Origin of the sequence: Halobacterium sp. R2-5 (assembly GCF_011734195.1) — an archaeon.
Lineage (GTDB): Archaea > Halobacteriota > Halobacteria > Halobacteriales > Halobacteriaceae > Halobacterium.
In genome coordinates this window covers 481725-506059 of record NZ_JAANTH010000002.1, presented here as the reverse complement: position 1 = coordinate 506059, position 24335 = coordinate 481725, and the positions used below count along the sequence as shown (strand labels likewise).

General features: G+C 70.5%; 29 protein-coding genes. 19 read left to right on the top strand and 10 right to left on the bottom strand.

Annotated features, from left to right (window positions below):
• The first annotated feature begins 5 nt into the window (after positions 1–5).
• The 11 genes from G9C83_RS11325 to G9C83_RS11275 all read left to right on the top strand — a co-directional run bounded on the left by G9C83_RS11325 (position 6) and on the right by G9C83_RS11275 (position 9408).
• On the top strand, positions 6–1028 hold the full coding sequence (locus G9C83_RS11325) for a nicotinate-nucleotide--dimethylbenzimidazole phosphoribosyltransferase (RefSeq protein ID WP_167246247.1): 1023 nt from the start codon (positions 6–8) through the stop codon (positions 1026–1028).
• Entirely contained in the window at positions 1025–2323 is a 1299-nt protein-coding gene (locus G9C83_RS11320) for a cobyrinic acid a,c-diamide synthase (protein ID WP_167246246.1), read from the top strand. The genes G9C83_RS11325 and G9C83_RS11320 overlap by 4 nt, the downstream gene beginning before the upstream one ends.
• Positions 2320–3012 carry a cob(I)yrinic acid a,c-diamide adenosyltransferase gene (locus tag G9C83_RS11315; RefSeq protein WP_167246245.1) on the top strand — a complete coding sequence of 231 codons (693 nt, stop codon included), beginning with the start codon at positions 2320–2322 and terminating at the stop codon, positions 3010–3012. Before G9C83_RS11320 ends, G9C83_RS11315 begins: the two co-directional genes overlap by 4 nt.
• Positions 3012–4514 (top strand): cobyric acid synthase, encoded by a 1503-nt coding sequence (locus G9C83_RS11310; protein WP_167246244.1) that lies wholly within the window; start codon positions 3012–3014, stop codon positions 4512–4514. The genes G9C83_RS11315 and G9C83_RS11310 overlap by 1 nt, the downstream gene beginning before the upstream one ends.
• Before the next feature lie 44 nt (positions 4515–4558).
• Positions 4559–5179: an HAD family hydrolase gene (locus G9C83_RS11305; protein ID WP_167246243.1), complete on the top strand. Its 621-nt coding sequence runs from the start codon at positions 4559–4561 to the stop codon at positions 5177–5179.
• Complete coding sequence (gene cbiB, locus G9C83_RS11300) at positions 5170–6075, top strand: adenosylcobinamide-phosphate synthase CbiB (RefSeq protein ID WP_167246242.1); 906 nt, start codon at positions 5170–5172, stop codon at positions 6073–6075. Before G9C83_RS11305 ends, cbiB begins: the two co-directional genes overlap by 10 nt.
• Complete coding sequence (gene cobS, locus G9C83_RS11295; RefSeq protein ID WP_167246241.1) at positions 6066–6818, top strand: adenosylcobinamide-GDP ribazoletransferase; 753 nt, start codon at positions 6066–6068, stop codon at positions 6816–6818. The genes cbiB and cobS overlap by 10 nt, the downstream gene beginning before the upstream one ends.
• Entirely contained in the window at positions 6818–7396 is a 579-nt protein-coding gene (locus G9C83_RS11290; protein ID WP_167247203.1) for an NTP transferase domain-containing protein, read from the top strand. The genes cobS and G9C83_RS11290 overlap by 1 nt, the downstream gene beginning before the upstream one ends.
• Positions 7386–8393 carry a threonine-phosphate decarboxylase CobD gene (gene cobD / locus G9C83_RS11285; RefSeq protein ID WP_167246240.1) on the top strand — a complete coding sequence of 336 codons (1008 nt, stop codon included), beginning with the start codon at positions 7386–7388 and terminating at the stop codon, positions 8391–8393. Before G9C83_RS11290 ends, cobD begins: the two co-directional genes overlap by 11 nt.
• Positions 8386–9093: an adenosylcobinamide amidohydrolase gene (locus G9C83_RS11280; protein ID WP_167246239.1), complete on the top strand. Its 708-nt coding sequence runs from the start codon at positions 8386–8388 to the stop codon at positions 9091–9093. Before cobD ends, G9C83_RS11280 begins: the two co-directional genes overlap by 8 nt.
• Before the next feature lie 144 nt (positions 9094–9237).
• Positions 9238–9408 carry a hypothetical protein gene (locus G9C83_RS11275; protein WP_167246238.1) on the top strand — a complete coding sequence of 57 codons (171 nt, stop codon included), beginning with the start codon at positions 9238–9240 and terminating at the stop codon, positions 9406–9408.
• A 541-nt stretch (positions 9409–9949) separates the two neighbouring features.
• On the opposite strand, the gene G9C83_RS11270 is transcribed toward G9C83_RS11275, so the two are convergent.
• Positions 9950–10351, bottom strand: a complete 402-nt coding sequence (locus tag G9C83_RS11270; RefSeq protein ID WP_167246237.1) for a hypothetical protein — start codon at positions 10349–10351, stop codon at positions 9950–9952.
• Between the two features lie 134 nt (positions 10352–10485).
• On the opposite strand from G9C83_RS11270, the gene G9C83_RS11265 reads away from it, so the two are divergent.
• Complete coding sequence (locus tag G9C83_RS11265; RefSeq protein ID WP_167246236.1) at positions 10486–10752, top strand: MarR family transcriptional regulator; 267 nt, start codon at positions 10486–10488, stop codon at positions 10750–10752.
• On the opposite strand, the gene G9C83_RS11260 is transcribed toward G9C83_RS11265, so the two are convergent.
• The 7 genes from G9C83_RS11260 to G9C83_RS11230 all read right to left on the bottom strand — a co-directional run bounded on the left by G9C83_RS11260 (position 10749) and on the right by G9C83_RS11230 (position 16468).
• Entirely contained in the window at positions 10749–11174 is a 426-nt protein-coding gene (locus G9C83_RS11260) for a CopG family ribbon-helix-helix protein (protein ID WP_167246235.1), read from the bottom strand. The genes G9C83_RS11265 and G9C83_RS11260 overlap by 4 nt on opposite strands.
• 64 nt (positions 11175–11238) lie before the next feature.
• Positions 11239–12660 (bottom strand): aminomethyl-transferring glycine dehydrogenase subunit GcvPB, encoded by a 1422-nt coding sequence (gcvPB, locus tag G9C83_RS11255; protein WP_167246234.1) that lies wholly within the window; start codon positions 12658–12660, stop codon positions 11239–11241.
• On the bottom strand, positions 12660–13982 hold the full coding sequence (gene gcvPA, locus G9C83_RS11250; RefSeq protein ID WP_167246233.1) for an aminomethyl-transferring glycine dehydrogenase subunit GcvPA: 1323 nt from the start codon (positions 13980–13982) through the stop codon (positions 12660–12662). Before gcvPA ends, gcvPB begins: the two co-directional genes overlap by 1 nt.
• 190 nt (positions 13983–14172) lie before the next feature.
• Positions 14173–14451 (bottom strand): hypothetical protein, encoded by a 279-nt coding sequence (locus G9C83_RS11245; protein WP_167246232.1) that lies wholly within the window; start codon positions 14449–14451, stop codon positions 14173–14175.
• 236 nt (positions 14452–14687) lie between these two features.
• On the bottom strand, positions 14688–15062 hold the full coding sequence (gene gcvH, locus G9C83_RS11240; protein WP_167246231.1) for a glycine cleavage system protein GcvH: 375 nt from the start codon (positions 15060–15062) through the stop codon (positions 14688–14690).
• On the bottom strand, positions 15059–16156 hold the full coding sequence (gene gcvT, locus G9C83_RS11235; protein ID WP_167246230.1) for a glycine cleavage system aminomethyltransferase GcvT: 1098 nt from the start codon (positions 16154–16156) through the stop codon (positions 15059–15061). The genes gcvH and gcvT overlap by 4 nt, the downstream gene beginning before the upstream one ends.
• Before the next feature lie 54 nt (positions 16157–16210).
• A complete protein-coding gene (locus G9C83_RS11230) occupies positions 16211–16468 on the bottom strand; it encodes a hypothetical protein (protein WP_167246229.1) in 258 nt (85 codons plus the stop codon).
• Between the two features lie 82 nt (positions 16469–16550).
• On the opposite strand from G9C83_RS11230, the gene G9C83_RS11225 reads away from it, so the two are divergent.
• From G9C83_RS11225 to hmgB, 5 genes are all read left to right on the top strand, one after another.
• The gene (locus G9C83_RS11225; RefSeq protein WP_167246228.1) at positions 16551–17021 is read left to right on the top strand and encodes an NYN domain-containing protein; all 471 of its coding nucleotides are present in this window, start codon (positions 16551–16553) and stop codon (positions 17019–17021) included.
• 39 nt (positions 17022–17060) lie between these two features.
• Positions 17061–17906, top strand: a complete 846-nt coding sequence (locus tag G9C83_RS11220; RefSeq protein WP_167246227.1) for a TatD family hydrolase — start codon at positions 17061–17063, stop codon at positions 17904–17906.
• A gap of 99 nt (positions 17907–18005) precedes the next feature.
• On the top strand, positions 18006–18584 hold the full coding sequence (locus G9C83_RS11215; protein WP_167246226.1) for a DUF2150 family protein: 579 nt from the start codon (positions 18006–18008) through the stop codon (positions 18582–18584).
• A gap of 90 nt (positions 18585–18674) precedes the next feature.
• Complete coding sequence (locus tag G9C83_RS11210; protein ID WP_167246225.1) at positions 18675–20330, top strand: hypothetical protein; 1656 nt, start codon at positions 18675–18677, stop codon at positions 20328–20330.
• Positions 20331–20396: 66 nt separating this feature from the next.
• Complete coding sequence (hmgB, locus tag G9C83_RS11205; protein WP_167246224.1) at positions 20397–21734, top strand: hydroxymethylglutaryl-CoA synthase; 1338 nt, start codon at positions 20397–20399, stop codon at positions 21732–21734.
• Between the two features lie 56 nt (positions 21735–21790).
• Here the strand turns inward: hmgB and G9C83_RS11200 are convergent, their stop codons facing one another.
• Positions 21791–22498 (bottom strand): helix-turn-helix domain-containing protein, encoded by a 708-nt coding sequence (locus G9C83_RS11200; protein WP_167246223.1) that lies wholly within the window; start codon positions 22496–22498, stop codon positions 21791–21793.
• A gap of 97 nt (positions 22499–22595) precedes the next feature.
• Here G9C83_RS11200 and G9C83_RS11195 point away from each other — a divergent pair, with 97 nt between their 5' ends.
• Together G9C83_RS11195 and G9C83_RS11190 are read left to right on the top strand one after the other, a co-directional pair.
• A complete protein-coding gene (locus G9C83_RS11195) occupies positions 22596–23228 on the top strand; it encodes a metal-dependent hydrolase (RefSeq protein ID WP_167246222.1) in 633 nt (210 codons plus the stop codon).
• A gap of 24 nt (positions 23229–23252) precedes the next feature.
• Positions 23253–23735, top strand: coding sequence for a GNAT family N-acetyltransferase (locus tag G9C83_RS11190; protein WP_167246221.1), 483 nt, complete (start codon positions 23253–23255; stop codon positions 23733–23735).
• Here the strand turns inward: G9C83_RS11190 and G9C83_RS11185 are convergent.
• Positions 23732–24307 carry a transporter gene (locus G9C83_RS11185; protein ID WP_167246220.1) on the bottom strand — a complete coding sequence of 192 codons (576 nt, stop codon included), beginning with the start codon at positions 24305–24307 and terminating at the stop codon, positions 23732–23734. The genes G9C83_RS11190 and G9C83_RS11185 overlap by 4 nt on opposite strands.
• Positions 24308–24335 lie beyond the last annotated feature (28 nt).

The following is a 24335-nucleotide window of genomic DNA, read 5'->3' as shown; positions in this document are numbered from 1 at the left end:
TACGCATGCCCGGCACGCCCGACACGCTGTTCGCGCTCGCCGCCGGCGCCACCGAGACGGCGGCCATCGACGGCATCAGCGCCGCCGGCGCCGACCCCGCGCTGATGGCGCACACACCCAGCGCGGACGCCGAAATCCTCGCGTACGGCCGACCCGTCCGTGCACCCGTCGTCCCCGTCAGTCCGACGGGATGCCCGACACCCGCGGTCGTCACGCGCGCTGTCCGGGAGCGCGTCGAGTTCGGGGCAGTCGTCCTCGACGCCGGCCTCGCGGAACCCACCGGCGCCCCGACCGTCGACGTGGGCGCAGGCCCCGGCGGCAACGTGCGCGACCCCGAACCAGTCCCGGACGCCGGAGGCGTCTTCGCGGACGCGCGCCGCTTCGGCGCCGACCTCCCCGCCGCGCGGCTCGTGCTCGCGGAGACGATTCCCGGCGGCACCACCACCGCAATGGGCGTCCTCGCCGCGCTCGGTGAGCGCCGCGCGGTCTCCTCGTCGCTCCCCGAGAACCCCCTCGAACTCAAGCGCGAGGTCGTCCGCGAGGGCCTCGACGCCAGCGGCCTCGACCGCGGCGACCTCGCCGGCCAGCCCACCGAGGCCATCCGGCGGATGGGTGACCCCGTGCTCGCCACGGTTGCCGGGGTCGCGGTCGGCGCGCTCGAAGCCGGCACCGACGTCCTGCTCGCGGGCGGCACGCAGCTCGCGACCGCGGGGGCGCTCGTCCGTCACGCCGGCGTCACCAGCGACCTCGAACTCGCGACCACGTCGTTCGTCGCGGGCGACGACTCCGCGGACGTGCGCGCGCTCGCCGCCGACAACGACCTCGCGCTCACCGTCACCGACCCCGGCTTCGAGCGCCGCGACGACCACCCCGCGATGGCCGCGTACCTCGCCGGCGAAGCCAAGGAAGGCGTCGGGATGGGCGGCGCGCTCGCGCTCGCCGACGAGGGCGGCGTCGGCACGGACTCGGTCCGCGAAGCCGTCGCCGAAGTGTACGACCGCGTCACCGAGCGGGAGGTCGCGCCGTGAAGGGTGTCGTCCTCGGCGGCACGGCCTCCGGCGTCGGGAAGACCGTCGCGACGCTGGCCGTCCTGCGCGCGCTCGACGCCGCGGGCTACGACCCCCAGCCCGCGAAGGCCGGCCCGGACTTCATCGACCCGAGCCACCACGAGGCGGTCGCGGGAAAGCCCTCGCGGACACTCGACCCGTGGCTCTCCGGCGACGAGGGCGTGCGCCGGAACTACCACCGCGGCGACGGCGACGTCTGCGTCGTCGAGGGGATGATGGGGCTGTACGACGGCAGCGTCGCCAGCACCGCGCGCGTCGCCGAACTGCTCGACCTCCCGGTGGTGCTCGTCGTGGACGCGAGCGCGGGGATGCAGAGCGTCGGCGCGACCGCGCTCGGGTTCCGCGAGTACGCCGCCGAAGCCGGCTACGACGTGGACGTGGTCGGCGTGCTCGCCCAGCGAGCGCACGGCGGCCGCCACGCCGACGGCGTCCGGGACGCGCTCTCCGACGGCGTCGCGTACCTCGGACGGATTCCGCCGGACGATTCGCTGTCGATTCCGGACCGTCACCTCGGCCTCCACATGGGCGGGGAAGCGCCGGTCGACGCCGACGCGCTCGACGCCGCTGCCGAGCACGTCGACGCCGAGCGACTGGTCGACCTCGCGCGCGAGCCGCCGCGACCCGCCTCCGAGGATAAGAAGCCCGAGACTGGGAAGCGGGTCGCCGTCGCCGCGGACGCGGCGTTCTGCTTCGCGTACCCGGCGACCCGCGAGCGCCTCCGCGAGCGCGCCGACGTGGTGACGTTCTCGCCGGTCGCGGGCGACGGCCTGCCCGACTGCGACGGCGTCTACCTGCCCGGCGGCTACCCGGAACTTCACGCCGAAGCGCTCGCCGAGTCGCCCGCGCTCGATTCGATCGCCGAGCGGGCCGCAGACGGCCTGCCCGTGCTCGGCGAGTGCGGCGGCTTCATGGCGCTCGCGGAGTCGCTGACGACGACGGACGGCGAGATGTACGAGATGGGGGGCGTGCTCCCCGCTGCCGTGACGATGCGCGAGCGCTACCAGGCGCTCGACCACGTCAAACTCCGCGCCCGGAGCGACGCGCTCACCGCGAGCGCGGGCAAGACGCTACGCGGCCACGAGTTCCACTACTCCGACGCGGACGTCGCCAGCGACGCGCGGTTCGCGTTCGACGTCGAGCGCGGGACCGGCATCACCGACGAGCACGACGGACTGACCGAGTACCGGACGCTGGGCACGTACGCGCACGTCCACGCCGACAGCGGCGCCTTCGACCGATTCATCGAGAACCTATGACCGACGACACCACCGACGCGACCGACGAGCAGGACCAGCACGCGCGAACGCCCGGGAAGGGCCGGACGCCGACCGCGCGCGACATCACGCCGACCGCGCCCGAGGAGTTCGGGCTCGTGCAGGTCTGGTGGGGCGACGGCAAGGGGAAGACGACCGCCGCGCTCGGGATGGGGTTCCGGGCGGCCGGCCACGGCCACCGCGTCCACCTCCTCCAGTTCATGAAGGGCGGCACCGCGAGCGTCGAGGACGTCCGCGGCGAGTACAACGCAATCGCGGAGATGCCGGGGTTCACGTACGAGAACTCCGGGCACTACGGCTGGCACGGCTTCCTCGACGGCAGCGACGACGACGAGCACCGAGCACGTGCGCAGGGTGGTCTCGCTCGCGCCCGCGAACTCGTCGAGGCGAGCGACGTCGAGAGCGAACTCCCGCTGGACGGCCCGCCCGACGACGGCGTTCACATGCTGATTCTGGACGAGATACTGTACGCCGCGAACCGCGGGCTCGTCGACCCCGAGGACGTCGTTTCGCTCGTCGAGGACAAGCCCGAGGGCCTCGAACTCGTGCTGACGGGCGGCCACGAGGAACCCGACTACGTCACCGAGCGCGCGGACCTCGTGACCGAGGTGCGCAAGCAGACTCACCCCATCGACGCGGGCCAGCGCGCCCGCAAGGGCACCGAGTACTGATGGCCGACTGCCGCACGCTGCTGGTCGCGGGCACGGCCTCCCACGTCGGGAAGAGCACCGTCGCCGCCGGGCTCTGCCGTCACCTCGCCGACTCGGGCGTGTCGGTCGCGCCGTTCAAGGCTCAGAACATGAGCAACAACGCGCGCGCCGTCCCCGCCTCGGAGGGCGCGCCCGGGGCGGCGTGGGGCGAAATCGGCGTCTCCCAGTACGTGCAGGCGCGGACCGCTCGCGTCCCCGCGAACACGGACCACAACCCCGTGCTCCTGAAGCCGCGCGGGGACGCCGAGAGCCAGCTCGTCCTCGATGGGCAGGCGGTCGGCCACTACGCAGCCGGCGACTACTACGACGGGCACTGGGAGGCGGCCCGCGAGACCGCGGAAGCCGCCCACGAGCGCCTCGCCGCCGACCACGACGTAGTCGTCGCGGAGGGCGCGGGCAGCATCGCGGAGGTCAACCTCCACGACCGCGACCTCGCGAACGTCGAGACCGCGCGGCTGGCCGACGCGGACATCGTCGTCGTCGTGGACATCGAGCGCGGCGGCGCGTTCGCCAGCCTCTACGGCACGCTCGAACTGCTCCCCGACGACGTCCGCGAGCGCGTCGTCGGCGCCGTCATCACGAAGTTCCGCGGGGACCGCGCGCTCCTCGACGCCGGCATCGCCGAAATCGAGGACCGCACGGGAGTCCCGGTTCTGGGCGTGCTGCCGTACGACGACCCCGGACTCCCAGAGGAGGACAGCGTCTCGCTGCCCGACGGCGACCAGCGCGCGGTCTCCGGTGACGACGACGTTCCCGACGAGCGGAGCGTCACGGTGGCCGTCCCGCGGCTGCCGCGCATCTCGAACTTCACGGACCTCGAGCCGCTCGCGCGCGTCCCCGGTGTTCGCATCGCGTACGCCCCGCTCGATGCTCCGCTCGACGACGCCGACGCGGTCGTGCTCCCCGGCACGAAGAACACCGTCGACGACCTCCGGGACCTCCGGGCGGCCGGGTTCGGCGACGAGCTCCGCGAATTCGACGGTCCGGTCGTCGGGCTCTGCGGCGGCTACCAGCTGCTCGGCGGGCGCGTCGCGAACGCCGGCGTCGAGTCCACCGAGGACCTCGACGCCATCGAGGGGTTCGGACTGTTGCCCGTCGAGACGGCGTTCCGCGAGGCCAAGCGCGTCGAGGCGGTCACCAGAGAACTCGACGGCGCGGGCCCTCTCGCGGGTGCGTCCGGCGACGTGTCGGGCTACGAGATTCACATGGGTCGCACCGACGTTCCAGAGGAACTGCCGAATCCGGTCGGGCCGACCAGCGCCGCGACCGACTGCGTGCTCGGCACGTACCTCCACGGCCTCTTCGAGAACGAGACCGCCCGCGAGGCGTTCGTGGACGCCGTCTACGAGCACGCTGACCGCGAACGCCCCGAGTTGGACGACGACCGCCAGTCGCCGTACGACGCGGCCGCCGACCTCGTCAGCGAGCACGTCGACCTCGCGGCGCTCGACCTGCCGACGTAGCGTCCACCGACCGATTCAAGTCCGCTTGCAGTAAGTAAAGCACAGTGCCAACGTCGTTCGACCTCTTCGGGACGCTGGTCGCCGCGGAGCGCCCGGGCGAGCCCGCTGCGGCCGTCGCGGAGGCGCTCGCGGCGCGCGACGTCCGCGTGCCCGACGACTGGATGGCGGCCTACCGCGATCCCCACGGCTCCGTTCCCGACGGAGCCGAACGGCCGCTCCCCGACCACGTCGCGACCGCGCTGGAGAGCCGCGGCGTCGACGCCGACCCGGAACTCATCCAGCATGCGATCCTCGCCGCATTCGACCGGCCCGTCGCAGTGCGAGACGGCGCGCGGGAAGCCCTCGACGCCGCGCGCGAGCACGGACGGGTCGCCGTGCTCTCGAACTGCAGCGTCCCCGGCCTCGCCGAGCGCGCGCTCGACCGCGCCGACCTGAGCGTCGAAACCGTCGTCACGAGCGTCGGCTGCGGGTGGCGGAAGCCCGACCCGCGAGCGTTCGAGGCGGTCGCCGACGCACTCGGCGCGGCGCCCGAATCGCTCGTCCACGTCGGTGACGACCCCACAGCGGACGGCGGTATCGAAGCCGTCGGCGGGCGCGCGATTCTCCTCGACGAGACGCCGCTCGCCGAGATTCCGGCGAAACTGGAGGGGATTCCGTGTCGTTGACGGCGGTCGGCGCGGTCGCGCTCGCGTTCGCCCTCGAAGCCGCGTTCGCGGAGCCGCCCGCGAGAATCCACCCCGTGGCGTGGTTCGGGCGCGCGATAGCGCCGCTCGACCGCGAGTGGGCGAACCCGCAGGCGGTCGGCGTGCTCGTCGCGCTCGTGCTCCCGCTGGCTGCCGGCCTCCTGGTCGGGTCGCTGGTCGCGCTCGCCGGCCGAATCGACCCGCTGCTCGCCGCGGCCGTCGCGGGGCTCGCGCTGTTCGCGACGACCAGCCTGCGGATGCTGCTGGGCGAAGCGCGCGCGGTCGTCGCGGCCACCGACTCGGACCTCGACGCCGCTCGCGAGCGCTTGCAGTCCTTGGCAGGCCGGGACGCGAGCGACCTCTCGACGGGTGAGCTGCGGAGCGCGGCGGTCGAGAGCGCCGCCGAGAACCTCGCGGACGGCCTCGTCGCGCCGCTGCTCGCGTTCGCGCTCGGAGCCGTCGTCTCGCTGCCGGTCGCGGCGGGCGCGGCGGCGTGGGTGAAGGGCGCGAACACGCTCGACTCGATGCTCGGCTACCGCTCGAAGCCCGTCGGGACCGCGAGCGCGCGCCTCGACGACGCCGTGATGTGGCTGCCCGCGCGCCTGAGCGCTTCGCTCGTCGCGCTCGCCGGGCTGGACTTCGGCGCGCTGGCTCGCGCCCGCGAACACGCCGACGCGCCGCCGTCCCCGAACTCCGGGTGGCCGATGGCGACGCTCGCCGCGGTGCTCGGCGTCCGCCTCGCGAAGCCGGGCGTCTACGACCTCCCGCTCGGCGCGGAGTTCCCTACGGTCGCGGAGAGCCAGCGCGGGGTGCGCGTCGTCGGCGCCGCTGGTGTGCTCTCGTACGCGCTCGCCGCGGGGGTGGTCGCGTGGTCGTGACCGCGCTCCGGGGTGCGATCGGGTTCCTGACGCGGCTCCGCGTCGGCCACAGCGAGGCCGCGTGGACGGCGTTCCGCGGCTCTCCGTGGGCGTTCCCGCTGGCGGGCTACGTCGTCGGCGCGCTGCTCGCCGCTCCGTTCGTCTTCGCCGACCACTTTCCGGCCGGAACAGTCACGCTCGCGTACCTCGCCGCCGTCTTCGCCGTCACGGGAATCAACCACCTCGACGGCGTCGCGGACGTCGGCGACGCGCTCGTCGTCCACGGGGACAGCGACGAGCGCACGCGCGTGCTCAAGGACACCACGGTCGGCGTCGGCGCCGTCGCGGCCGTCGCGCTCGCAGTTGCGGGCCTCGCGCTCGGCGCGTTCGGCGTGGCTCGGCTACCCACTCGGGCCGCACTCGCGGTCGTCGTCGCCGCGGAGGTCGGCGCGAAACTCGGAATGGCGAGCGTCGCCTGTCTCGGTACCGCCGCGCACGAGGGACTGGGTTCACAGTTCACGGAGCGCGCGGGGAGGTCGGACTTGCTCCCCGCAGTTCTCGTCGCTCTCCCGGCCGTCGTGCTCTCGTGGCCGACGCCGGCTGCTGCGGGCGCGCTCGTCGGTGCATTCCTCGCCGGGTTCGTCGTCCTGTGGCGCCTGCAGGCCCTGCTGGACGGCGTGAACGGCGACGTCTTCGGCGCCGTCAACGAGGTCGGCCGCGTGGTCGGACTCCACCTGGGGGTGGTCGCGTGGACGCTCTCCTGATGTGCGGCGGCCGTGGGACGCGACTGGACAGCGACGCCGAGAAACCGCTGTTCGAGATCTCGGGGCGGCCGATGGTCGACTACGTCCGCGACGCGCTCGCCGAGAGCCGCGTCGACACCGCGTACGCCGTGGTCTCCCCGAACGCGCCCGAGACGCGCGCGCACCTCGACAGTGAACTCCCCGTTATCGAGACGCCGGGCGAGGGCTACGTCGCGGACCTGACGACCGCGCTCGACGCCGTCGACACGCCCGTGTTGACCGTCGCCGCGGACCTCCCGCTGCTCGACGGCGACGCGGTGAACACCGTGCTCGACGCGGCTGGCGGCTCGACGAGCGTGCGCGTCCCGGCCGCGCTGAAGGAAGCACTGGGGGCGAGTACAGACGGGGTGGGCGCGTGGGTGCCGACGGGCGTGAACGTCGTCGCGGACGACGAGGACACCGTGTTCCGGAGCTACGACGCGCGCCTCGCGGTGAACGTGAACCGCCGGTCGGACGCGGCGCTCGCCGAGCGCTTACTCGGGCCGCGGACCGACGCACCGAAATCCACGGGCGATGTGGAGGGAGATGATGGACCCTGACGCCGTCCGCGCCGCCGGCCGCGTGCCACACGGCGGCAGCGACGACCCAGACGTGCTGGACTTCTCCGCGAACGTGAACCCGCGGACGCCGCCGGGCGTTCGCGAAGTGTACGAGGCCGCGCTCGGCGATGCCGCGCGCTACCCGAACGACGACTACCCGGAGTTCCGGGACGCCGCAGCCGACTACGTCGGCTGCGCGTCCGAGCGCGTCGTCCCGACGCCCGGCGGCCTCGCGGGCATCCGGCTCGCAATCGAGACGCGCGTCGAGCCCGGGGACAGCGTGCTCGTCCCGTACCCGAGCTTCGGCGAGTACGCGCGCGAGGTCGAACTGCAGGGCGCCGTCCCCGATTTCGTCCCGCACGACGAGCTCCTCGACGCCGACCCGAGCGACCACGCGATGGCCGTCGCCTGCAACCCGAACAACCCCACGGGGACGCTGTCCGACTCCGACGCGCTCCGCGAGTTCGCCGCGCGCTGCCGGGACGCGGACACGGAGCTTCTCGTCGACGAGGCGTTCCTCGGGTTCACCGGCGAGGCGTCGCTGGCCGGGACGCCGGGCGTCGTCGTCGCGCGCTCGCTCACGAAGCTGTTCGGGCTGCCCGGGCTCCGCGCGGGCTTCCTCGTCGCGACCGGTGACCGCCTCGGCGACCTCCGGACCGGGCGTCGCGCGTGGAACCTCGGGACGCCCGCGGCGGCCGTCGGCGCGCACGCGATGCGCCAGCGCGAGTTCGTCGCGGACACCCGCGAGCGCGTCGCCAGCGAGCGCCGGCGGGTGTCACGCGAACTCGGCGACGACTTCGGCGTCCACGGCTCGGACGCGCCGTTCCTCCTGCTCGACGTCGGCGACCGAGACGTGGACGCGCTCTGCGAAGCGACCGAGTCCCGGGGCGTCGCAATCCGAGACGCGACGACGTTCCGCGGGCTAGACAGCCACGTACGCGTCGCGGTCCGCACGCCCGAGGAGAACGACCGCCTGCTGGAGGCCCTGGATGTTTGAGGCGACGACGCGGGACGGCGTCCTCGCGCTCGAACGCGAGCGGACGCGCTGGCTGTCGACGGGCTGGGACGGCGGACTCGCGGACGCCGACCGGGCGTTCAACGTCACCGTCCCCGAGGGCTGGGACCCCGAGGACCTCGACGCGTACGTCGCCGACCGGCTCGCCGACGCGGAGTTCTCGCGGGACGCCGAGGACCCCGTGCTGCTCACCGGAATCGCGCAGCGCCACGCCCGCGGCGCGCGCTGCGGCCCCGTCGAGGCGGTCGCGACCGTCGGCGTCTCGAACCCCGCCGCGCTCCCGATGGACCCCGAGGGCGGGTCGCTCCCAGAAGAGCCCGAACCCGTCGCCGGGACGGTGAACGTGTTCGTCGGGACGACGCGCGCGATAGACGACGCGGCGCTCGCGAACCTCGTCGCCGTCGCTGCGGAGGCGAAGACTGCGACGCTCCTCGACGCGGTGGGCTTCCCGGGGACGACGACGGACGCGGTCGTCGCGGCCTGTGACCCGGACGGAGAGCCGGCGGCGTTCTCCGGAAGCGCGACCGAAGTGGGGGCCGCGGCGCGCGCCTGCGTCCGGGACGCCGTGCGAGCGAGCTACGCCAGCCGCTACGACGACGAGGAGCCACCGGCGTCTGTCGCAGAGGCGCGACACGGCGTGCGAACAGACGTCCAGACCGACGTGTTCGCGCCCAGCGAGTAGGTTTTTCGATAGCAGGGGCGACGAGCGCTGTTCGGTCCGTGTGTCGTAACTCTGTATCGTTATATGTGGTTCATCCATCGACAGTGCCGGGTACAGAACCGCGAAACCAGTACGTTGAATGGAGTGGCTCCCCGAACTCGGGGCATGGCCAGCGAACTCGAACACGAGTGCCCGAAGTGCGAGGAGACGCAGTCGTTCTACCGCGCTGCGGCGACCGAACTCCACCTCGGCCTGAAGACGAAGTGGTACTGTCCCGAGTGCGGGTACGGCTTCATCCGCATCGACGGCGACATCAGCTCCGCGGCCAGCGCCTGATCGCTCGGACTACCCCGATTCCGGAACCCGGTCTTCGACCGGCGAACCCCGGGTGTCGTCTCGACGAACGCGTCTTCTCGATACCTCGACTGACCTACTCGTCGTCGGAACTCGTCACTACGGAGGAGACCACAGCCGCTACGGCCGGAAACGTCGTAGATATTCCGAGGTGCGGTAGTCCATCTGGCCGAAGGAGTCGATTTGAATTCGCGCGCGTGTCCCCGTGGCTTCAGCGCGACCTGGATACTGCGTTTGGCCTGCCCCGCCAGGTCGGCCCGTCTCCTTCTCTCGCCTGACTAACGTTACCCGCTGCTCGAATACTGCCTACCGAGTGCGACCGCTTACTGAGAGAACGTTTCGACCCGAATCGGGTTGTTCGACCGCGGAGAGTCGAACTGTGGCGCCGTGAAGACGTCTTTGACGAATACGTAAACTGTATATTGGGATACGAAATTCGATCCGTCTGCGCTCAGAGTGAGAGCGACGGCCGAGCGGGTAGCCGCCGAGAAGCTAACGGGACGGATTCCGGAGTGTTCGCTGTCTACTCGTGTTCGCGGACCGCGGCGAGCGCGCGCTGGCGCTTCTCGACGATCTCGTGGACGCGCTCTTTCTTGTCCTCGATGTCCTGCTGGTCGCGCAGCCAGTAGAGGTCGGTGTAGAACGAGACCAGGGCCTCGACCTCGTCGCCGGAGAGCCGGCCGATTTCGTCGGCGTTGCTCTCGTAGACGACCGGCTGTTCGACAGTTTCGGTGAGCGTCTCGTAGTTCCCCCGGTCGGCCATCCCGTCGACGTACGACAGCGCGGCGAGCTCCGTCTCGAAGGCCTGCCGGAGGTGGGCGCGCGTCGCCTGTCGGCGCCGCCAGAACAGGAAGTACGAGCCCGCGATAGTCGCGACTGCGCCGATGATGCTCCCGAGGACGAGTCCCGTAGCGGCACCGGTCACGGGCTCGTGTTCGGCAGCCCGGGGATTAGCTGTACTGGTAGGGTAGTGACCGGGTGGCTACGCCGGCCGTTTCTGGCGGGAGGCAAACACCTAACTGTGCTCGCGTCCTCCCGGCACCTGTATGGCAGAGACCAGTGGTCGTTTTTGCCGACGGTAACGACGCATCGCCGACCCCCGACAGCGACGCCCTGAACGACCTGCCGCCGAGCGCGAAGCTCGTGTTCAAGGTTCTGGAGTACGACTCGCCGCTCACGCAGGCCGAACTGCGGGACCGGACGCGGCTCTCGAAGCGGACGACCCGCCACGGGCTCGCGCTGCTGAAGGACGCGAATCTAGTAGAGGAGCGCGTCTACATCCCGGACGCCAGGAAGCGCATCTACGAGCCGCGGGTGATCGACTAGGCGTCCGACAGCGCCGTGAAGCCGTCGACGGGAATCACCGAGTAGTCGACCGTGATCGTGTCCTTCGTGGCGCGCACGCGGCCGACGAACTCCGAGATCTCGTCGAGTTTTCCCTCGAGGATGAACAGCTCCATGCAGTAGTGGTCGCCGACGTGGTTGTGGACGTTGCTCGTGACGAGGCCCTCGTACTCGTGGCGGAGGTTCATCATGCGCTCCTCGACGGTGGAGTTCTCGTAGCTGAACAGCACGGTGACGACGCCGATGAGCGGGCGGTCCTCGAGCTGTTTGTCCTCGAACTCGCCGAGGAGGTTGCGCGCGGCCTCCCGGACGACCTCGCTGCGGCCGGTGTAGCCGTGGTCCTCGGAGAACTCGTCGAGCCGTTCGAGGAGCTCGTCGGGCATCGAGACGCTGACGACAGTCATGTATTAATCGACGGCGCGTCGAGTAATAAGGATTGGCTAAATTCGCGCTCTCAGCGGCGACGAGTTAGTCGAGGTCGTGCCACGACAGCCGGGGGTTCCGCGCGGCGCTCGTCTGGTCGATGCGCCGGGCAGTCGTGCGATTCGGCGCGGCTTCGAGCGTCTCCGCGTCCTCGCTCGCGACGGCGTTGAACGCGTCCGCGAGGTCGTCGAGGTTCCCCTTCGTCTCGACCTCCGTCGGTTCGGTCATCAGCGCCTCGTCGACCAGTTCCGGCCACTTCGTCGTCGGCGGGTGGACGCCGTAGTCGAGCATGCGCTTGGCGACGTCGGCGGCGCCCTGGTCGCCCGCGCTCGCGACGAACTCGTGGTGGAACGGCCCGAGCGGGACGTCGTAGTCGACCCGCTCGGCGAGGTAGTTCGCGTTCAGGACGGCCTTCGCGGAGGCGTCGCTGAGGCCGTCGTCGCCGAGGCGGTCGATGTACGCGAACGCCTTCACGAGGACGAGCCAGTTCCCGGCGAAGCCGTGGACCTTCCCGACGGACTGCTCGGGCGTGTACCGCTCGTACTTCCCGCTCTCGGTCTCCCGGACGTGGGGGTCCGGGAGGAACTCCGCGAGCTCCTCGGTGACGCCGACCGGGCCGGCGCCCGGGCCGCCGCCGCCGTGGGGCGTCGCGAACGTCTTGTGGACGTTGAAGTGCATGATGTCGAAGCCCATGTCGCCGGGGCGCGCGCGGCCGAGCAACGCGTTGAGGTTCGCGCCGTCGTAGTACAGCAGGCCGCCGGCGTCGTGGACCATGTCCGCGATCTCCTCGATGTCGCGCTCGAAGAGCCCGAGCGTGTTCGGGTTCGTGAGCATCAGCGCCGCCGTGTCCTCGCCGAGCGCGGCGTCGAGCGCGTCGAGGTCGACGCGGCCGTCGTCGCCCGAGGGAATCTCGACGACGTCGTAGCCGCCGAGCGCCGCCGACGCGAAGTTCGTGCCGTGGGCGGCGTCCGGGATGACGACCTCGTCGCGGTGGCCCTCGCCGTTGGCTTCGTGGTAGGCGGCCGCGAGCAGGATGCCCGTGAACTCGCCCGCGGCGCCCGCCGGCGGCTGGAGCGTCACGGCGTCCATGCCGCCGATGCGCCCGAGGTAGTCCTGGAGGTCGTGCATGACTTCGAGCGTTCCCTGCACGCTCTTCGCGGAGCGGTCCGGGTGGACGCTCGCGGTGTCGAGCGCGGCGACGTCCTCCGTGAACCGGGGGTTGTACTTCATCGTACACGAGCCGAGCGGGTACGGCCCGGAGTCGACGCCGTAGTTCTGCTGGCTGAGCCGGACGTAGTGCCGGGCGAGCTCGGGTTCGGCGAGGCTCGGCAGTTCGAGTTCGTCCCGCGTGAGGTCGTCGGGCAGCGACGACTCCACGTCCGTGGTCGTCTCGTCTTTCTCCGCGAGCAGCGGCTCGTACTGGTCGTCGTCGGCCTGCGCGTAGGCGGCCTGGTCGTAGTGTTCCATCAGTGGGTCACCTCCTCGAACGCGGCGACGAGGCGGTCGGCGGCGTGCTCGTTGGCGTCCGTCACGCAGACCTGCAGCCGGTGGTCCGCGACCGCGTGGACGGCGAACCCTTCGGCTTCGAGGTCGGTCGCGATGGCGGGCGCGGGCTGGTCCGTGGAGACGAGGAACTCCCGGAAGTGGTGGCGGTCGTGGACGGGCGCCCGCACGCCCGTGATGTCGTTCAGCTCCGCGGCGACCTCCCGGGGCAGTTCGACCATGCGTTCGGCGAGGTCGACGAGCCCCTCCGAGCCGAGCGAGGCGGCGTGGATGGCGGTACGGAGCGCGACCCACGCCTGGTTCGTGCAGATGTTCGACGTCGCGCGCTCCTTCCGGATGTGCTGCTCGCGGGTCTGGAGCGTGAGCGTGTACGCGCGGTTCCCGTCCTCGTCTTCGCTCGCACCGACCAGTCGTCCGGGGACTTGCCGCAGGAAGTCCTCGCGGCACGCGAACACGCCGAGGCCCATCCCGTAGCTCGCGGGCATCCCGAGGACGCTGGCGTCTCCGACGACGACGTCCGCGCCGACGTCGACGGGCCGCTGGAGCAGCGACAGCGCGACTGGGTCCGAGCCGAGACAGAACAGCGCGCCGTGGTCGTCGGCGAGGTCGCCGACTGCGTCCAGGTTCTCCTCGACGGCGCCGACCGTCGTGGGGTTCTCGGCGTACACCATCACGACGTCGTCGTCGAGTGCGTCGGCGAGCGCGTCGGTGTCGACGTTGCCGGCGTCGGTGCCGTAGCGCTCGACGGACACGTCGGCGCCGCCCGTGTAGTTCTCGAGGACGCTGACGTGGCCGTCGCGGACGTACTCGGGAACGAGCACGCGGTCGCCGTCCGCGGCGCGCACGCGCTTGGCGAGCAGCGCGGCCTCCGCGAGCGCGGACGCCTCGTCGTACATCGAGCAGTTCGCGACGCCGAGGCCCGTGAGTTCGACGAGCATCGACTGGTACTCGAACAAGGCCTGCAGGAACCCCTGCGTGACCTCGGGCTGGTACTGCGTGTACGACGTGAGGAACTCCGAGCGCTGGGAGAGGTGATCGACCAGCGACGGCACGTAGTGCTCGTAGTGGCCCCGCCCCAGAAACTCCGTCAGGTCGTCGTTTCGTTGCAGGCGCTTGCGCGTCTCCGTGACGGCGGCCTGCTCGGACTTGGCGTCGATGCCGAACTCGTCGTCGAAGCGCACCGACTCCGGGATGTCGAACAGCGCCTCGACGTCCTCGACGCCAACGGCGTCCAGCATCGCCGCCGTCTCCTCCTCGGTGTGCGGCGCGTACGGACTCCCGCTCATCGGCGTCCACCCCGCGACGGACCGGCCTCGAATCCAGACATACGCGTGGCTTACGGAGCGGACACCAAGATACTCCCGGTTCCGGTGCCCCCACCCGAGCAGAAGTGACCACGAACGTGTAGTGGGTCAGTGTCGAGAACGAGGAGGTAGACACGAACGCGCCACCCGAGCGGCAAACGTTGCGAACGGCCTACGGGTCGCGGAGCGCTTCGGCGATCGCTTCGAGGTCGGCTTTCCGGAACGCGCCGCCCGCGCTCTCGGGGTCGGCGTCGTCGGCGAGTCCGACCCGCGACCGAATCTCCGCGCGCATCTCGGATTTCGGCGGGAGACTCCCCGGGCCGACGTCGTACCCCAGTTCCTCGCAGATAGCCGCCAGCGCCTCCTTCGTGAAGCCGGTGGACTCCACGCGCGAGTACCGGCCGACTGCCTCCCGAATCTCGTTCCGCAGGTCGTCGACGGTCGGTGCCATTTGCGAACAGTCACACCGACACGACAAGAACGTTCGGCACGAAACAGCCAGCATCCGGCGACCGAGTGGTCCGAAGGACCCGGAAGGTCGCCGGTTCACCGCGCGAGTGAGCGAAGCAAACGAGCGTGGGCCGACGACTGAATGGAGCGCTCGAAGAGCGCGAAGTGAAGGAGGAGGGCTTTTAGCGTAGCTTTTGCCAGCGAGCGGCCGAAGGCCGCGAGCGCAGCAAACGGTACCTATGCGATCTGGTCGGCGTACTCGTCGGCGTCCAGGAGGTCCTCGAGGTCGGCCTCCTCGAAGTCGAGTTCGACGAGCCAGCCGTCGCCGAACGGGTCGTCGTTGACCAGCTCGGGCTCGTCTTCGAGCGCGTCGTTGACCGCGGTCACTTCGCCCGAGACGGGCGCGTAGATGTCCGAGACGGCCTTGATGGACTCGACGACGCCGAACTCCTCCTCCCGGTCGAGTTCGTCGCCGACGGCCGGGAGTTCGACGAAGACGACGTCGCCGAGCTCGTCCTGCGCGAACTCGGAGATGCCGACGCGGCCGGTCTCGGGGTCGATCCACTCGTGCGATTCGAGGTAGTACAGGTCGTCGGGTACTTCGAAGCTCATTGGTCGATGAAAGGTGGTGTGGTGATGGTCGCTCGCTTGCCGGTGCCGCGGACGACGACCTCGACGGTGGTGCCGTCCTCTGCGTAGTCGGTGTCGACGTAGCCGAGCCCGATCGGCTCGCCCAGCGTCGGGCTCATCGTGCCGCTCGTGACCTCGCCGACGGGGTCGCCGTCCTCGCTGGTGATCTCGTAGCCGTGTCGGGGGACGCCGCGCTCCTCGAGGACGAACCCGACGAACTCCTCGTCGAGGCCCGCGCCCTGCTGGGCTTCGAGGGCGTCCCGCCCGACGAAGTCGGTGTCGAGGTCGACGACGAACCCGACGCCGGCCTCGTAGGGCGTGCGCGGGTTCTCCTCGGGGTGGAAGTCCTGGCCGGACAGTAGTAACCCGATTTCGAGGCGGAGCGTGTCGCGCGCGCCGAGCCCGCAGGGCTGGCAGTTGTTCGCGAACGCGTCCCAGACTGCGCCCGCGCCGTCCGCTGGGAACACGACCTCGAAGCCGTCCTCGCCGGTGTATCCGGTGTTCGCCACCCAGCACTCGACGCCCGCGACCGCCGCGTACTCGGCCTCGAAGCGCCCGAGGTCGAGTACAGAGTCGCCGGCGCGTGCTGCGACGAGACCGGGGGCGTCCGGGCCCTGCACGGCGACCATGCCGTACTCGCTGGTGACGTTGTCCACGCTCGCCGTGAGGTCGTGGCCGTCGCGGTAGTCGGTCCACCGCTCGTACATCTGTTCGTCGTGGCCGGCGTTCGGCACGAACAGGAACTCCGCGTCGTCGCCCTCTGGCAGCCGGTAGACGACCGTGTCGTCGAGCATGACGCCCTCGTCGTCCACTATCGCGGCGTACTGGGCCTCACCGGGGTCGAGCGCGGCGACGTCGTTGGTCGTGAGCCGCTGCATCAGCGCTTCGGCGTCCGGACCGCCGACCTCGATCTCCCCCATGTGGGAGACGTCGAAGACGCCAGCGGACTCCCGCACCGCGGCGTGCTCGGTCCGGATGGAGTCGAACTCGACGGGCATCTCCCACCCGCCGAACTCCGTGAACTGCGCGCCCCGGTCGCCGTGGCGGTCGGACAGCGGCGGCGTTCGGAGAGCCATACCCGTGGCGTCGGCGGCCGGCAAGTAATGCTTTCGTATCCCGCCGCGGTGCCGTCACTCCGCGTGGAGCACGTAGAGGAGGTACGCGCTGGACGCCACGACGGCGACTCCGCCGGCACCAAATCCGGCCGCGGCGGCGCCCGTGACCGTCGGCTGGAGCGCGACCTGCACGGACTGCAGGCCGACGAGCACGCCGAGGACCGAGAGCAGCGTCCAGACGACCGTCGAGGCCGCCGACCGAACCGCTCGCGAGACCTCCTCGCGGACGATGCGGCGGAGCGCGGCGTCGCTAGCGTCCTCGGTGTCGGCCATACCGGAGGGTGTGGGCGCCAGCCACTACAACGTACCGCCGGACTTCCGGCACGCTCTTGTCCGGGCGCGTCCGAACGCGGGTATGGAGCGACTCAGCGGCCTGCTGGACGGCGAGGACCCGCCGGCGGGCCAGGGGGACGACGGCGGCGTCGCGCTGTTCGTCGACGGGCCGAACGTCCTCCGCGACGAGTTCGACGTGGACTTGGACGACGTCCGGGAGACCGCGGAAGCGGCCGGCCGGCTCGCGGTGACGCGGCTGTACGTCGACGAACACGCGACGCCCGAACTGATGCAGGCCGCGGAGGCCCGCGGCTACGACGTCCGCGTCACGAGCGGCGACGTGGACGTGAAGCTCGCGGTGGACGCGACCGAGCTCGTCGTCGACGGCGGCGTCGACGTGCTCGCCATCGCGTCCCGCGACACGGACTTCAAGCCCGTGCTGGAGACGGCGGCGCGGCGAGGCGTGCGCACGCTCGCCATCGCGCCCGGCGAGCACGGCCGGTCGGACGCGCTCCGGAACGCCGCCGACGACGCGGTCGTCCTCGGCGAGTAGACGGACAGGTTTTCGGGCGCCGGCCGCCAACCCGCAGCCATGACCGACCTCGGGACGCCGGTACTCGACGACCACCTCCACCTCGACGCCGAGAACCGGGGCATCGACGCCGTAGAGGACTTCGTCCACCTCGGCGGGACGCACCTGCTCGTAGTGAACAAGCCCTCCTGGCACCTCGGCGTCGAACCCGACACGGGCGAGGAGTTCCGGCCCGTCTTCGAGGAGACGCTCCGGCTCGTCGAGGAGGCGAGCGAGGTGCTCCCGGGCCGGGCGTGGCCCGTGCTCGGTGTCCACCCCGGTCTGATTTCGCGGCTCGTCGACGACCGCGGCTTCTCTCCCGGGGAAGCCCGCGAGCTGATGCGCGCGGGCATCGACACCGCGGCGGAGTACGCCAGCGACGGGCGCGCGGTCGCGCTGAAGTCCGGACGCCCGCACTACGACGTCAGCGACGCCGTCTGGGAGGCCTCGAACGCCGTCATCCGGCACGCCTGCGAGCGCGCCGCCGAGACCGGGGTCGCGCTCCAGTTGCACACCGAGGCGACCGAGGACCTCACGGACGTCGCGGAGTGGGCCGAGGACGCCGGGCTACCGCCCGAGCGCGTCGTGAAACACTACGCGAGCGGCGAACTCGACGGCGTCACGAAGAGCGTGATGTGTGAGAAAGAGTACCTGGAGACCGCCGTCGAGGCCGGCGAGCCGTTCCTGATGGAGACGGACTTCGTGGACGACGCCGACCGCCCGGGCGCCGTGATGGGGCCGAAGACCGTGCCGCGGCGCGTGCGCTGGCTCCAGGAGCGGGGCCACGACGAGGCGATCCGGCGCGCGCACGTCGAGACGCCGGAGGCAGTCTACGGCATCGACACCCGCGGCACCCTCGACGGGTAACGGGATTCGGTTGCGTTCGTGTCGGCTATCCGTGCGGACGCGTGACTCGCGGCACGGTTGAAGGAAAGGCCTTTGTCTCGGGCGGCCGGCATTCGGAGTATGAGTGCCCCCGAGGAGGAGTTCTACTCCGAAGAACGCTGGCAGAACTGGCTCGACCGGCTCCGGGACGAGGACATCGACCCCGAGGACGAGGACTCCGCCCGCCTCCTGTTGAACCTCCAGGACGACGTCGCCATCGCCGTCGCGAAGATTCTGAAGGCCTACGACGGCGACGACATCGACGACGAGGAAGCCCTCGACGAGCTCACGGACATCCGCGAAGTCGTGCTCTCCGAGCCGAACTTCGAGGACGAGGACAAGCTGATGCTCGTCGACGGCGTCCAGACGAGCCTCGTCTGCGTGTTCTACAGCGCCGAGCAGTACGTCGCCGACGGCGTCGCCGACGAGGCCGACGTCACCGGCTACGTGCAGGCCGCCGCCGAGGCCGAACAGGAGGACGACCTCGACCGCGCGCTCGGTCTGAGCGCGTGCGCCGGCACGCGCGTCGTCGACGGCGAGGAACTCGACATGGGCGTCCTCGACGACGTCGAGTACGGCCTCGTCACCGAGTGGGTCAACGGTCTCGACAGCCTCCAGAGCGCGCTCTCGGACCCGGAAGTCATCGAAGACGACGACTGACGGTCGCGAGCCGGTCTGCCGCGGACTGTCCTCGGCGGCGCCCCGACAGGCGTCGCGTTTATGCCGCTGCCCCCACGAGTCCACGTAACCGTGCGTTTCAGGGACGACAACAGGGCAGTCACGGTCCAGATCGGGGCCGTGCTACTTTTCGCCACGCTGATTATCGCGCTCTCGCTGTACCAGGCGACAGTCGTCCCCTCGCAGAACGCCGACGTCGAGTACAAGCACAGCCAGACGGTCCAGAACCAGCTGACGGACGTGCGCAACGGGGTTCTCCGCTCCGCAGCGACCGGCAACGCGCAGCCGGCGTCGGTCACCCTCGGTACGCAGTACCCCTCTCGGGTCTTCCTGATGAACCCACCGCCGGCGACGGGCACGCTCAGAACTGGCAGCTACGACGACGACACGGTTCGCGTCTCGAACGTCCGAGCGACGAACAGGGAGACGCGTGACTTCCTGAACGAGGAGTGGACGGCGTCCACGAAGTACCTGGAGTACGAGCCGGACTACAGCGAGTACGACAACGCCCCGAACCTCCTCTACGAGGCGTCGGTGCTCTCGAACTTCTACCCGAACGCGGACGGCGGCACGGCGATTCCGCTCACCGACCAGCTGCTCGTGGACAACGAGACGCGGACCATCACGCTGGTTACGCTCAACGGCTCACTGAGCACGTCGCGCGCGAGCTCGGTGACCGTGACCCCGGAGACCCTGAGCGCGCCCTACCAGCGCGTGCAGGTGACGAAAGCCTCCAGTGGCCCCGTGAACGTCTCCGTGCCGACGCGGGTGTCGGCGAGCCAGCTGGAGAGCCGCACCGACCTCGGTGGCCACCCCGGCGTCGTCGACGTCGTGGACGTTCCCGACGAGAACCGCGTCGTCGTGCAGGTGAACTGGACCGACCGCTTCACGCTCCAGACCGCGCGCGTCGGCGTCGGCAGCAACACCGAGAATCCGCCGCCGCACTACCTGACGCTCGTGGAGAACCGCGGCGACCGCGTGACCGTCGAAGCGCGGGACCGCTTCAACAACGCGGAGAGTGGCGTCGGGGTGAACGTCGACGAGTCGACGGTAGCGAACCTCTTCGAGAACGAACGGCACGTCACTGACGAGAACGGGCAGGCGACGTTCGTCGTCGACGGGAACAAGCAGGGTGACGCGACACTCGCCATCCTCGACAACGCCCACGTTCGCGAGAACGTGACCGTTAGCGTCGATGCCAGCGGCGGAGGCGGCGGGGGTGGCGGTGGCGGCGGAGGTGGCGGTGGTGGTGGTGACGGAAACACGTCGGCTGAGCAGATGAGACTCGTCACCGACAGCGGGGACACGTTCTGGGGCGGGAACGCCAGAGTGTCTTTCGATGTCGAGAACACGGGAGACGACGCCGTCGACGTCACGGCGGTCACGCTGGAGAGCGTCTCGGGGTCCCAGGTTTCGGAGCTCTCCGAGACTCAGACGGGGAGTTACTCTCAGGGCCAACACGAGGTGTTCGTCGCGGCGTCGACCGACGGTGTTCTGGACATGGACGGGACGCCGTACTACGAGGACTCGGGGACGCCGTTACCGTTCGGCCAGGAGGAGCCGATGACCGAAACGGGTACGGTGAACGGCGGAACGACGGCGACAGTCTCCCTGAGCGCGTTCCGGAACAACGGTGGGAACGAGGTGGACATGCGGGGCAAGACAGTCGAGATAACCCTCCACTACGGGGACGGAACGTCGGAGACGTACACAGTCGACGTGAACTGATACTTCGACACCCGTCGAAAACCCCCATCGACAAAGCCATAAGACCGCTTCGACTACCACACGAGCATGACTAGCGTCGGCATCGACGCCATCGAAGTGCGAACGGGGCGGCTGAAACTCGACCTCGCGGAGACGTTCGCGCCCAAGCAGGGCGACGACCCCGAGAAGTACACGAAGGGACTGGGGCTGTACGCGTCGTCGTTCCCGGACGCCTACGAGGACATCGTGACGATGGGCGCGAACGCCGCCCACCGTCTGATGGAACGGAAGGGACTGGAACCCGACGACGTCGGGCGTATCGACGTCGCGACCGAGTCGTCGTTCGACAACTCGAAGCCGGTGTCGACGTACATCGCCGGGTGTCTCGAGCAGGTGTACGACGGTGACTTCCACCACGCGAACAAGGGCGAGCGGAAGTTCGCGTGCATCGCCGGCACCCAGTCGCTGGACGACGCGGTGAACTGGATTCTCGCGGGGCGGAACCGCGGCCGCGGCGCGCTCGTCGTCGCGACGGACACGGCGCTGTACGCCCGGGACTCCTCCGGGGAGGCGACGCAGGGCGCGGGCGCGGTCGCGATGTACATCACCGAGGACCCCGACCTCGTGGAGCTCTCGACCGAGCAGGGCTACGGCTCGGCGGACGAGACGGACTTCCTGAAGCCGAACCAGCAGTTCCCGAGCGTGGACGGCAAGCGCTCCGTGCAGGTCTACCTCGCGCGGATGCGCGAGGCGCTGGAGGACTTCGAGCGCGCGGCCGGCGACACCCACCCCGACGACTACGCGTTCATCCCGTTCCACACGCCGTTCCCGGGGATGGTGCGGAAGGCCGCGGTGCTGGGCTACCGGCACATGATTCGCGGAACGGACGTCGAGGACGAGCTCGCCGACGACATCGGCCGGCAGCCGCGCCGCGACGACTTCGACTCCCGCGAGGAGTTCGACGAGGCCATCCGCGGGTACGTCGACGACCTCAAGGAGACCGACGCGTACCGCGAGTGGTACGGCGAGGCCATCGACCCCACGCTGAACATCGCCAGTCAGGTCGGGAACTGGTACACGGGCTCGGTGCACATCGCGCGCGTCAGCGCGCTCAAGCACGCGGCCGAGCAGGGCCGCGACCTCGCCGGGGAGAAGCTCCTGGTGGCGTCGTACGGCTCCGGCGCCCAGGCCGAAATCCACGAGGAGACCGTCCAGCCCGGCTTCGAGGACGAGGTCGCTGCGCTGAACGTCGACGAACAGATCGAGCGCCGCTACGACCTCGACTTCTCGGAGTACGAGCAGGTCCACGACCGCCACAACCACGAGAAGAGCGTGGAACTGGAGCCGTTCACGCAGCCCGACAGCGAGTTCGTCTTCGACGGCTGGGGCCCGATGAACGAGCGCCAGTACACGTACGTCGAGTAACTCCCGCCGCCTCTCTCGCTCCGCCGCCTCTCCGTTCTCCCGCTTTTCGCCGGCCGTTAGGCGTATTCGCGGAGCGCAGCGAGCATCTCGTCGAGGTCCATCTCGGTGACCGCCAGCGAGTAGCCGTCGCGCTGGGCGAGCGCGGGCGCGTGCTCCCAGAGGTCGTCCGTGGAGAGCCCGTGGAGGAGCACGGCGTTCGGTGTGGGGTTGACGACGCGGAGCGCGACCAGCGGGCTCTCGCCGCGGGAGACGTTCGTGAACGCGAGCACGCGGCTCGTCGACTGCCCGTACAGCCGGTAGAACTCGTCGGCGCGCAGCCGCCGGATGGCCTCGATGGAGTCGATGACGGTGTGGCCGGTGACGGTGTCGTGGTCGCCGGTGACGACCTCGGTGGCGCCGACGGCGTCGTACAGTTCGCTGGCGGGGAGCGCGGTCGAGTACTCCTGGAGGTCGAGGACGACGTCGCTGTCGAAGCCCGCGGAGAGCACGCGGCCGTACTGGCGGATGTGGTCGCCGCCGCGGCGCTCGTCGATGTCCAGCAGCGCCTCGACGACGCGCGTGACGAGCGCGATGCCGGGGCTGGAGCGGCGGCCGCTCTCGTAGTCGGAGACGACAGACGACGAAACGTCGAGCTCGTCGGCGAGGTCGGTCTGGGAGACGTCGAAGTCGGTGCGCCACTTCCGGAGCGTGGCGCCGGGGTCGTCGCTGAGCGTGATGTCGCCGGCGACGCGCTCGGCGAGGTCCGCTCGTGGGTCGTCGGTCATGCCCGGGACTCCGGAGTCGCCGCCAAAAAGCCTGCCGGAGAACTTCGACACGTGCCGAAGAGAAAGACCCATCCCGGTGTGTGAGTACCACACACGCATGCCATCGTCGGTGGTCCACGTCGCGTTCGGCGCGCTCGTGGCGACGGCGCTGCTCCGGGAGTTCGACGCGAAGCTCCTCGCCGCCGTCTGCGCGTTCGCGGCGCTCCCGGACGTAGACACGTTCCTCGGGATCTGGATAGCGGGCGGCCACCGCGCCATCCTCCACACGGCGCTGCTACCGGCGGTTCTCGGGGCGTTCGTCTACTGGGACAGCCGCCGCCCTGACTCGTGGCTCTGCGAGCGGTTCGGACCGAACGGCCCGCACGTCGCGGGCGTCGGCGTCGTCGCGCTCCTGTTCGGCGGCGTCCTCCCCGACCTGATGACGAACGGCGTGAACCTCCTCTACCCCGTCCACGACCGCTTCTACACGTTCGCGGGGTCGATAGAGCTCTCCAGCACCGAGGGGCTCGTCCAGACGTTCGTGGACTTCGGCGACGAGCCCGGGGGCGGCGGCACCGTCGGCGGCACCACCGAGAACACCCACTACTACACGGGCGTCGACCTGGAGCGCGGCGAGGACCCGGAGAACGCCGAGCGCGTGTTCCCCGTCGTCTCCTCGGGGCTCCAGCTCGTCGTCGTGCTGACCGCGCTCGCGGGCGTCGCCGGCCGGTTCCGGGAGGGCAAACGCTAACGCCTGGGAGCGACGAGTCCGGGCATGGTCAGGCCGTACGCGGACGGGGACAGCGCCGAACTCTGGGAACTGAAGCGCGGCTTCGAGACGGGGCTCGGCGAGGGCACGGGTGACGAGGAGAAACGAGCGGTCTACGAGGCGAAACTGGACGACGGCTACCGCCGGGAGTGGCTGGACTGGGCAGAGCGCTGCGTCGCCGAGGACGAGCGCTGCGTGCAGGTCGCCGAAAGCGAGGACGGCCTCGCGGGGTACGTCTTCGTGCTTCCCGAGTCGCTGGCGTTCGTCTGGGACGCCGCCGTCCTGAACGAGGTCTACGTCGCGCCCGAGCACCGCGGCACGGGCGTCGCGGACGACCTGATGGACGCCGCGCTCGCCGCCGCGCGCGAGCAGTCGCTACCGCTCGACCGGATGGTACTCGACGTCGATCGGGGGAACGAGCGAGCGCAGGCGTTCTACGAGCGGTACGGCTTCGAGCACTGGGGCGAGATGGTCGCCCGGGACCTCTAGGTGGCGGTGACGCTGCCGAGCACGCCGCCGACCGCGCCGAAGACGGCGGGGTAGACGACGCCCGCGAGCAGCACGCCGGGGACGTACTCGGGGTGGATGGCGCTCCCGCCCGCGGTGTACTCGAAGACGAACAGGCCGACGACGGCGAGGACGACGTAGCCGGCAGCGACGGCCGCGCCGCGTTTCGCGCCCGTCGACGGGTCGTCGGCGTTCGCGTACCGCGCGAGCACGAACCCGGCGAGCACGAGCACGACGGCTGGAACGAGGTACAGCAGCATCGCCGCGCTCCCGTCCGCGATTAGGTTCCGGGACGCCTGTCCCTCCCCGAGCGCCGGGTACGTGAAGGCGACGCCGTGGGCGTTGTAGAACAGCCAGCCGACGGCCTGCCAGGCGGGGATCGGGTCGCCGCCGAGGAACTCCACGATGGCGTTGTACGATTCGAGGCGCTCCTGGACGGACGACGCCTGCCAGAGGTACGTGACGAGGTAGCCGACGACGTACGAGAGAGCGCCGGCGGCGGCGCCGACGCCGAGCGTCTTCCCGAGAGAGCCGGTGGCGGTTCGCTGTGACATGGTTGTACACCTCCGCCCGCGGCAAAAA